Here is a 6377-nt window from a genome sequence, read left to right as displayed (position 1 = left end):
TACTGGATCACGGTGAACTACCGCGAAGCCTATAAAATGTACGCCTGCAACGGCATCCTCTTCAACCACGAATCCCCCCTGCGCGGCGAGACCTTCGTGACCCGCAAGATCACCCGCGGCGTCGCCAAAATCGGCCTCGGCATGCAGGACAAGCTCTTCATGGGCAACCTCGACGCCAAGCGCGACTGGGGCCATGCCAAAGATTACGTGAAGGCGATGTGGCTCATCCTCCAACAGGATACACCCGAAGATTATGTGATCGCCACCGGCGAAACCAATACCGTACGCGACTTCATCCGCCTCAGCTTTGCCGAGATCGGCGTGGAACTGGAGTTTAAAGGCGAGGGCGCCGAAGAAAAAGGATTCGGGAAGTCCGCTACTAATCCCAGCTTCCCCCTGCAACCCGGCACGGAAGTGGTAGCCGTGGACCCGCGTTACTTCCGCCCCACGGAAGTGGACCTCCTCATCGGCGACCCTACCAAATCCAAGACGCAATTGGGCTGGAAGCCTGAACATGACCTGTACAGCCTCGTGAAAGACATGATGGCGGCCGATATCGAGCTCTTCCGCCGCGAAAAGCTGCTGAAAGACGCCGGGTACAAAGTCCTCAATCAATTCGAATAGCCAATGCAACCGAACAGCAAAATATATATCGCCGGGCACCGCGGCATGGTGGGCTCCGCCATCACCCGGAGGCTGCAAAAAGCAGGTTTCAATAACTTCGTCACCCGCACCTCCGATACCCTCGACCTCCGCGACCAGGCAGCCGTGGCGGCTTTCTTCCAGGAAGAAAAACCCGATTACGTGTTCCTCGCAGCGGCCAAAGTAGGCGGCATCGTAGCCAACAACACCTACCGCGCGGAATTCCTGTACGACAACCTCATGATCCAGAACAACGTGATCCATCATGCCCACCTCAACGGCGTGAAAAAACTCATGTTCCTCGGATCGTCGTGCATCTATCCCAAGCTGGCGCCGCAGCCGCTGAAGGAAGAATACCTGCTCACCGGCACGCTGGAACCTACCAACGAACCGTATGCCATCGCCAAGATCGCCGGCATCAAACTCTGTGACGCCTACCGCAGCCAGTATGGTTCGCAGTTCATTTCCGTGATGCCGACCAACCTGTACGGGCCCAACGACAATTACGACCTGCAGAACTCGCACGTGCTGCCCGCCCTGCTCCGCAAATTCCACGACGCGAAAGCCAATAACGTGGAAGAAGTGGTAATCTGGGGAACCGGGACGCCGCTCCGCGAATTCCTGCATGCCGACGATATGGCCGACGCCTGCTTCTTCCTCATGCAACACTACGACGAACCAGGCCCAATCAATATCGGTGTGGGGGAAGACCTCAGCATCGCCGACCTGGCTCGCCTCGTGCAGCAGATCGTGGGTTACGGGGGAAAGCTCGTGTTCGACACCACCAAACCCGACGGTACGCCCCGCAAACTGATGGACGTTTCCCGCCTCCACAGCCTCGGCTGGAAAGCCGCGATCCCCCTGGAACAGGGCATCCGGCAGGTGTATGAAGAAAAATTCCTGCAGCAGGCCCGATAAAAGGGAACTGCCTAAAATACGACGGGGGCGACAGATCAACTGTCGCCCCCGTTTTTTATGCCGGTGTTAAGGCTTTAATCTTCCGACGGGCCACCGTCCGCCATGCGTACGATCCTGGGCAGGAATGTCCCGATCACGTCGACCAACGGCTTTTGCGCGGCCATCACGGCGTGGATGTCCTTGTAGGCGCCGGGCGCTTCGTCCAGGCCACCACCCACGAGGGTAACGCCTTTCTCCTTCAGGATGCGGTTCAGCTCGTGCCCGGTGAAGGTTTGCGTGGCTTTGGACCGGCTCATCTGCCGGCCTGCGCCATGCGAGGCGGAATCCAGGGAGCCTTCGAACCCGCGGCCCCGGACGATAAATCCAGGTTCCGTCATAGATCCGGGGATAACGCCGAGCGCTCCTTTACCGGCAGGCGTTGCGCCTTTCCGGTGAACGATCAGGTTTTCGCCGCCATGGGTTTCTTTCCAGGCGAAGTTGTGGTGGTTCTCGACCCGCGCCAGCAGCGTGGCGCCCATGGCTTTGATCAGCCGGCGGTGGATGTGGTGATGGTTCGCGGAAGCGTAATCGCCCGCGAGGTTCATCGCCGTCCAGTATTCCCGGCCGTTATCGGAATCCATTTCCAGCCAGGCGAGGTGTTGCACTTCGCGCGGAAGCTGGCAAACGTCCTGCGCCACTTTGGTATAGTGCGCTGCGATCTGCGCGCCCAGCCCGCGGGAGCCGGAGTGCGACAGCAGGCCCAGGTATACTCCCGGAGCGAGGTTCCATTCGTTGGCGGGATCGGTGATTTCCACCAGTCCCCATTCCACGAAGTGGTTCCCCGAGCCGGAGGTGCTCAGCTGCGCGGCGGCTTTGGCCTGCAGGTGCTTCAGCAGCCCGATCTCCCGGAAGGCCGGGTTTTCCAGCACGGCGTCGTCTTCCGGTTTTTTCCAGGACATGCCCGCCCCGAAAGCCGTTTGCGCGATCAGCTCCCGTTTGAACTCGGAGGCGTTTTTCTCAAGGCTGGCAGCCGGGATATCCAGGATGGACAGGCACATCCGGCAACCGATATCCACACCTACGGCGTAAGGGATCACGGCATTGCGGACGGCCAGCACGCCGCCGATTGGCAGGCCGTAGCCCTGGTGGGCGTCGGGCATGAGGGCGCCGGCGGCTGTAACGGGCAGGCGCATGGCGCCGTTCATTTGCCGAAGGGCGCCATCTTCAATGAATTCCTTCCCGAAAACCTGGTAAGGCAACGCTTCCGGCAGGAGAGGAATCTCAGCGGATGGTTCCACGACCAGCTTTTCTGCGATTTTTCCAAGGTGTTCGTCGGCCGAGAAAGCGGCCGGGTCTTGCAGCACCTGCGTCAGCAGGGCCAGCGCGGCGTCCTGGGAGTGGTGTTTGTAATGTTTCTCCATGACACCGATCGCGACGCTGATCACCGGCGCCTCGGGGTAACCGATGGCCCGGAGATCTTTGCCGCGAAGTTTGAGTTTTGACATATAGATGAATTGTATGCCCGTCTTTCACGGGCGGGTTAGCTATACCGCAGCATCTTTCATGCCAGCGGCGGGGTCTGGCCAACCCAGGGATTAAAAAATACCAGGATTATCCTTCGCATTTCTCCGGCTTACTGCGGCGCGTTTTTCGTAACGCGGGCACCGTATGCGGAAGGAGTGCAAGGAGCAGTTTTCCTCCGCCGTCGTCGTATTGCCCGTCATACCTGATGTTATAGTTTACGGACAGGACCGTGTAGCGGTCCGGTAACTGGGGTTTGTATGTGGACTTATGGTTCTTTTTCATTGTTGGCATTTTTGGCGTTAAAAAAAGCTCCCGCCAAAGACGGGAGCCGGGTTGACTCTTTTCTTTTGCGTATAAAAAAAGTTTATATCATGATGGCACTTTCTTCGTACTGGTCGCGCAGTTCTTGCAATTGTGCGATGTGCCGTTCGATATGTTTGGTGAGGAAGAAGATATATTGATAGATATCCAGTTTCCCCAGGTTATTGACGGTCATTTCGGTTCTTACGAGCCTGCCTTCCCCGTTTTTGAGCATGCTGAGATTATACATGCATTGTGCGAACTGTTGCTTGAGGAGGGTGCGGATCTCGTCGAGGTCCCTGGTGCCGGAGGGCTCCAGGTGCGCGGGGTTCACCCATCCGAAGGATTTGCTGCTTACGATTTCGATCTGGCGGAATTTATCCTCATAATCGGAACCGGGCATTATATAGAGTCCGTCCATCTTGCGTTCCAGCGCGCGGCGGGTGCTTTTATTGATGGTCAGCAACAGGAAGTAGTTCGTCAGGCAAATATGTTCAAGCACTTCCCGCGCATTCCACTGCCCGCGTTCGGGTTTAAAGTGTAAAAGCACGGCGTCTTCCTGGAACCATTGGTCCAGCTCCCGGAAATTGTTGATCAGGGCCTCTCTTACGAATTGTACAACGTTTCTCATTGGTCTGTTTTTGGGGCAAATCACTTTTTCACAAAAGCAATTACCTGGTTATATATGTATTCATGTTTCCGTTTCCGGGGGGCTTCAAATAAAAAGCCCGGTCGGCTGTGGGCGGCGGACCGGGCTATATATAGCGTTCGTAAAAATTACGTTCACATCAATACATACCGGTCCCTCCAGGGCTGTGCCATAAAAAGCACTCCCCCGACGCCTTTGCCATGCGTTCTTGCGCGATTGTCTTGTTCAGTTGTATGTCCATCAGCACCATAAAAAAAAGGTCCCGCATTCTCTGCGGGACCCTTCTGTTATATCTTTCGGATAACTTTCTTTTTGTTACCTGCTATAACCCGCCCGCATAAGATCGTTTCGCCTGCTTTTGCATGCGTTTTGCGACCTTCATCTTATATGTACAATTGCGTGACATCGTCTATTAGCAGTTTGTTTACGTCAACAAAGATAGGAAAATTATTTTTTTCTTTTCGCAATATTTTTATTAAAAAATTGTTTCCTCACGATTTTATTTTTGTCAACCCGCTTTCTTCAGTAAGATCTTCTGATCCCTGAAGGCCTCCGCCGCATCGATCATCTCCAGCAGCTGCGGCCATTTGGCGGCCGGCGCATGCGCCACCTTGTACGACTTGGTGATCCGCAGCTGCAACCTGCCTTCCTTCTGTTCCGCTTTCACAATAAAGCTCCCGCATTCATTATCGACCTGCCGCGCCAGCTTCTCCAACCCCTCGGCCACATATCCTTCCGGAATCTCCACCTCGATCTCATACGCGAACGACCGGGCGAACGACATATACACATCCGCCGTGCGCGCCCGCTGCGAAGGCTTCACCGAAATCTGCCCGCCGATGATCTTCCCCGCGTCCAGGATGTAGTTGGGGCCCGCTTTCTTCACCAGTCCATCCAACGAAAACCGCGTCTGGTACACCAATGCCGGCTTATCCGACCGGATTCCCATCTCCCGGATACCGAACGTATCCAGCGTCACCGTCATATCTTCAAACTGCGCCTGCACATCCTGCTGGAAATAATCCTTCACATCCCGCCGCGCCCGGTCGAAGGCGTTCCGGTATTCGTCGTGCAGCGCACGGGTATGCCGGCTCCCCTGGAAATCCTCCATAAACGACTTCTCCATCCCCAGCAATTCCCTTTCCGCGTTGTAATAATCTTCGAAAAGGAATAGCTGCTGCTGCGTGCGTTTCTTGAAATGCCCAGTCACCGTCGTTTCCCGCTCAATATGCAACTGCTGGAGGTTATCCTTCGCGAACCCTATCTTCATCCGTTCCGCCTGCCGGTTATCCGACGCCACGCTTTCCGGGATATCCCACTGCTCTGTAGTGTGACCGCTTTCCGCAGGCAGTACCGACGCTTTCTGCCCCTCGAACTCGGATGGGATATGGTCTGTCGTCGGGAAAAGCCCGTCCACACTCACATACAGCGGCTTTTTTCCCGGAATGCGCAGCATCAGGCTGAAATCCCCGGCGTCAAATACTTCCGTCATGGCAGGACCGTTCTTCGGTGTCGTAAACACGAATTCCGCCGGCACATCGAACCTGCCCAGCACCAGGTACACATACAACAGGAAGTTTTCTTCCCGGAGCGAATTGAAATTGCGGCGCTGGTCGACGATGATTGGATCAGTGGGGGAGATGTGATACACCACACCGTACCGCACCGTATAGTAAATGAATTCCGCCAGCTCGGATTGCGTGGCGTTGGGTTTTTCCTTCTTAAACTTTTTTACCCTGTCCATTACCATGCCATAGGATGGCAATATAGTGGGCGATTGCGCATTGCGGCGCCCCACGATGGAAGCTACGGCCTCGTCGCGGATCTTGGCGGAGCTGGGGTTGGCATAAATCATCCCCTCTTTCCGGCGCCCGCCCTTTTCGGTACGTGCACCGGGGCGCATGTGGGTACGCACCATCGGCAACTGCCGGAATGCGTTCATCCAGAGGCTGACGGGCTGCGGCGGGATATTCCTCACGAGCATATCCAGGTGGATCATATGGTCTTCGTACCGCTCTTTGAAGTTGGGCGCGCCGTTCATCGAGCGGTACTCCAGCGCAAACCACTCATTGAACGCCCCGATGTGGATCGAATACTCCAGCACCGGCTCCTCTTCTCCAAACACGAAAAGCTCCCGGGTAAACTGGTTGGCGTAAATCACGAACGACTCTTCCCGGATGAAATAATCCACCAGGTCGCCCACCTGCAGATCAGGGATCGCCAGTTTGCGGGATTTATGACGGGTAACGGCGATGTCGGTCACCACGGATTCGTCGCCGTAAATCTCCTTCATCGTACCGTCTTTTTTATAGATACGCACCCCGATGTAAACGACTTTCGTGAGTTTATCGAAAGGCTCCAGCAA

General features: G+C 55.8%; 6 protein-coding genes and 1 pseudogene. 2 read left to right on the top strand and 5 right to left on the bottom strand.

Annotated elements, in window-relative coordinates; genetic code table 11:
* Both Q0510_RS18320 and Q0510_RS18315 read left to right on the top strand, forming a co-directional pair.
* Positions 1-624: GDP-mannose 4,6-dehydratase (locus Q0510_RS18320; protein WP_298715095.1), on the top strand; the 624-nt coding region annotated here is incomplete at its 5' end.
* A 3-nt stretch (positions 625-627) separates the two neighbouring features.
* Entirely contained in the window at positions 628-1560 is a 933-nt protein-coding gene (locus tag Q0510_RS18315; RefSeq protein WP_298715093.1) for a GDP-L-fucose synthase, read from the top strand.
* Between the two features lie 74 nt (positions 1561-1634).
* Here Q0510_RS18315 and Q0510_RS18310 read toward each other — a convergent pair whose 3' ends face one another.
* From Q0510_RS18310 to Q0510_RS24890, 5 genes and pseudogenes are all read right to left on the bottom strand, one after another.
* Positions 1635-3044 carry an RtcB family protein gene (locus Q0510_RS18310; protein ID WP_298715091.1) on the bottom strand — a complete coding sequence of 470 codons (1410 nt, stop codon included), beginning with the start codon at positions 3042-3044 and terminating at the stop codon, positions 1635-1637.
* A gap of 106 nt (positions 3045-3150) precedes the next feature.
* Entirely contained in the window at positions 3151-3345 is a 195-nt protein-coding gene (locus tag Q0510_RS18305) for a hypothetical protein (protein ID WP_298715089.1), read from the bottom strand.
* Positions 3346-3427: 82 nt separating this feature from the next.
* Entirely contained in the window at positions 3428-3994 is a 567-nt protein-coding gene (locus Q0510_RS18300; RefSeq protein WP_298715087.1) for a DinB family protein, read from the bottom strand.
* A 1044-nt stretch (positions 3995-5038) separates the two neighbouring features.
* Entirely contained in the window at positions 5039-5167 is a 129-nt protein-coding gene (locus Q0510_RS24895; RefSeq protein WP_366941015.1) for a hypothetical protein, read from the bottom strand.
* Between the two features lie 817 nt (positions 5168-5984).
* A pseudogene (locus Q0510_RS24890) lies at positions 5985-6377 on the bottom strand (DUF3857 domain-containing protein); the annotation flags it as partial.

This window comes from uncultured Chitinophaga sp., assembly GCF_937874145.1.
Lineage (GTDB): Bacteria > Bacteroidota > Bacteroidia > Chitinophagales > Chitinophagaceae > Chitinophaga.
This window is presented reverse-complemented; position numbering and strand designations above follow the sequence as displayed.